This is a genomic window from Leptolyngbya sp. FACHB-671, assembly GCF_014695745.1.
Lineage (GTDB): Bacteria > Cyanobacteriota > Cyanobacteriia > Elainellales > Elainellaceae > JAAUTN01.
The window spans coordinates 1-2522 of the sequence record NZ_JACJOV010000017.1 but is presented as its reverse complement, the minus strand read 5'-3'; the positions used below and the strand labels follow the sequence as shown (position 1 = coordinate 2522).

The 2522-nt window shown below is 46.7% G+C and carries 5 protein-coding genes; 2 read left to right on the top strand and 3 right to left on the bottom strand.

Annotated elements, in window-relative coordinates; translation table 11 throughout:
* Positions 1–189: 189 nt before the first annotated feature.
* The 3 genes from H6F93_RS00745 to H6F93_RS00735 all read right to left on the bottom strand — a co-directional run bounded on the left by H6F93_RS00745 (position 190) and on the right by H6F93_RS00735 (position 1193).
* On the bottom strand, positions 190–471 hold the full coding sequence (locus tag H6F93_RS00745; RefSeq protein WP_190640988.1) for a hypothetical protein: 282 nt from the start codon (positions 469–471) through the stop codon (positions 190–192).
* 180 nt (positions 472–651) lie between these two features.
* A complete protein-coding gene (locus H6F93_RS00740) occupies positions 652–891 on the bottom strand; it encodes a hypothetical protein (protein ID WP_190678299.1) in 240 nt (79 codons plus the stop codon).
* Positions 888–1193: a hypothetical protein gene (locus H6F93_RS00735; RefSeq protein ID WP_190678297.1), complete on the bottom strand. Its 306-nt coding sequence runs from the start codon at positions 1191–1193 to the stop codon at positions 888–890. Before H6F93_RS00735 ends, H6F93_RS00740 begins: the two co-directional genes overlap by 4 nt.
* A 217-nt stretch (positions 1194–1410) precedes the next feature.
* Between H6F93_RS00735 and H6F93_RS00730 the strand changes: the two genes are divergently transcribed.
* Both H6F93_RS00730 and H6F93_RS00725 read left to right on the top strand, forming a co-directional pair.
* Positions 1411–1830, top strand: a complete 420-nt coding sequence (locus H6F93_RS00730; RefSeq protein WP_190640990.1) for a response regulator — start codon at positions 1411–1413, stop codon at positions 1828–1830.
* A 66-nt stretch (positions 1831–1896) separates the two neighbouring features.
* Positions 1897–2522 (top strand): response regulator (locus H6F93_RS00725; RefSeq protein ID WP_190678294.1); only part of this gene is annotated, 626 nt, incomplete at its 3' end.

Here is a 2522-nt window from a genome sequence, read left to right as displayed (position 1 = left end):
CTGCTCTCAATCGCATGATCCAAGTTGCAAAGCCTGATAGCTATGAAGTTAAAGCTTAATCTCAACCTAGTTTAGAACTTGATTGGCTCAATTCTCAATCATGCAACAACGCCGGAAATTACTGAAGCCCTACTGGCTCATCAGCCTCGCCATTTCCGGTAAAGCTTCTCCGCATAAAACATGCTCTCTTCATTCGGTAGGCGAATCTTCGCCGGTTGATATGGATAAAAGATTTCGATCGCCCGTGTATCTTCGCCCTTGTATAGCAATGGAGTTAAACTCAGCGGAGCGTCGCCTACTCCGCTGGTCTTCAGAACCGTGCTTGAGATTTTGCACCTCACACGGCTCCTCAACCGTCTGGTGCTTGTCACGCAGACTTCGGTGCAATTGGTCATGACGATGTCGATGTAATAGCGCCAGATTGTTCTGTTGATAGTTGGCTGAATTGCCGTCCACATGGTGAACTTTCATCAGCTCCTCTGACTGAAAATACAATCCACATAATTGACACTTCCCTGACTATCAAACCAATAGTTTGACAACTGTTGGTTTGATAGTCGGAGGTGTGCTGATTTCATTGACTCCAGTAAATCCAATCCCCGTCATAGGGACCTCGCTCACCCTGTACTAAGGCTCGCGAAGCAGAATCTTTCAGCGAGTGAGCGACATCAGTGAGCATTGATATTTGACTTGTCGATTGCAAGCCTCAAGTAGTTTCAAGATGGTTGGAATTCCTGCGATCGCTAGCTGGGGGTCAATCGTAAAGTATCGATTCAGGTAACTGAGATAATACTGCTCTTCTTCAAGATGAGTTAAATCTGGACTGACGCGAACGACAAAATCATACGCTTCGATCGTTTTGTTCTTGCCGTTGCAGTTGCCCTCAGTCAAATCGACTCTAACTCGCCATACTCTAGAAAACAGTGAATTTGAGGAATGAAGTTTAGACCATGTGGCTCAAGCAAACTACTTGCGCCAGTCACGATTTCATCGTTGAGTCGATAGAAGCCAAGATTCTTCGCTTCTTTGGGGTTTTGCCACTTGATTTTGGAGTTGAAGGGGGGATTGCCCTCCAGGTTGTAGCTAACCGTCCAGACCTTTGTTTCTCGGTTTTGAGTAGCTTTCAAAAGATACCCATGATAGGAAACTTGGTTTTCGGGTTCTGGCTCTCTATTTGTAGTTCCATCCGTCATACGATTGCTTTTTAGTCTTGGCTGCTGCTCAGTCCTCAGAGTGAGTAGTAGATAGGCTTTCGTACTTAATCTAAGTACTGTATCGTACAAGAGCTTACATCTTTGGGTAGAGTCTTTTCCAGGGGTTCACCCATTGGAGTACATTCCTGCCTTATGGGAGAACATAAAAGCCGCCTGATCAGCCTTGATGAAGGCAATTGTGTTCTCTACTACGGCTATGCAAAACACAGAAAACAAGTCTTCTTCCTCTCTAGCGCCTTTAGCAGGGCTGACAGTGCTTCTCGTTGAGGATGAGCCTGATATTGCTGAGCTTTTTACGTTCATTCTCCAAGAGTCTGGAGCTGAGGTTATCCTTGCTAGGTCTGCCCTTGAAGCTCTGGGAGAATTAGGACAGCGGCGACCAGACATCTTGGTCAGCAATGTCAGACTTCCCCAGAAGGATGGACGTTGGCTGATTGAACAGATCAGGCAGCTGGAGGGCACTTGGGGTGAACTTCCAGCCATTGCGGTAACGTCCTACACCAGGGAGTCCAACGCTGAAAACGCATTAGACGCAGGCTTTCAGTATTTTATGTCCAAGCCTTTAGACGCTGATGAGTTAGTTCAAGAAATTCTCAAGCTTGTTGGGCGACAGTGACGGAAAGTAAAGCCTTTTGTGGGAATATCGAATTTTCCCTACAAATTCTGTCAAGGTTCCTGATCCATGTCTCCCAAGGGTGATCTTAGGTTAGATGGTCTCAAGGTGTTGGTTGTAGATGACGATGGTGACAGCCTTCAATTCCTCGTCTTCCTATTTGAGACTTACGGTGCAGAGGTAGCAGCAGCTAGCTCTGCGAGTGACGCATTCCAGGCAGTTCTGGAGTGGCGACCAGACATTTTAGTTAGTGATGTAAGTATGCCTGACGAAGATGGTTACACGTTAATCCGCCGCATTAGAGCGTTGACGGCCCAGCAAGGAGGGCAGGTGCCTGCGATCGCACTAACAGCTAATGCCAAAGAATCAGATCGGCTGCAAGCAATTGCAGCAGGGTTTGGGCAGCATATCGCCAAACCCGCTGACCTGGATGAATTGCTACAAGCTGTGCTGGAGATGGCGGCTAGCAAGATTTGTGTACGCTTTTACAGAGAATGGCGTATCTTTCAGATTCGTGGCGCGGCATCACAAGCGTATAACCCGTGCGACACAAGGGTTTATTATTTTTGTTCCCTTAGTACATATCAAGTCTCACTATCAAATTCATGGCGCAAAAGCTTTATACAACTGCCCAGAATGAGGCATGTTCGTAAAACATGGGATATACGCCACGAATTTGAAAGCTGCGCCATGTT

Bases quoted from the DNA above. Each gene is read 5' to 3' on its own strand.
- H6F93_RS00745 (WP_190640988.1), bottom strand. From the start codon at position 471: ATGAAAGTTCACCATGTGGACGGCAATTCAGCCAACTATCAACAGAAC.
- H6F93_RS00735 (WP_190678297.1), bottom strand. From the start codon at position 1,193: ATGACGGATGGAACTACAAATAGAGAGCCAGAACCCGAAAACCAAGTT.
- H6F93_RS00730 (WP_190640990.1), top strand. From the start codon at position 1,411: ATGCAAAACACAGAAAACAAGTCTTCTTCCTCTCTAGCGCCTTTAGCA.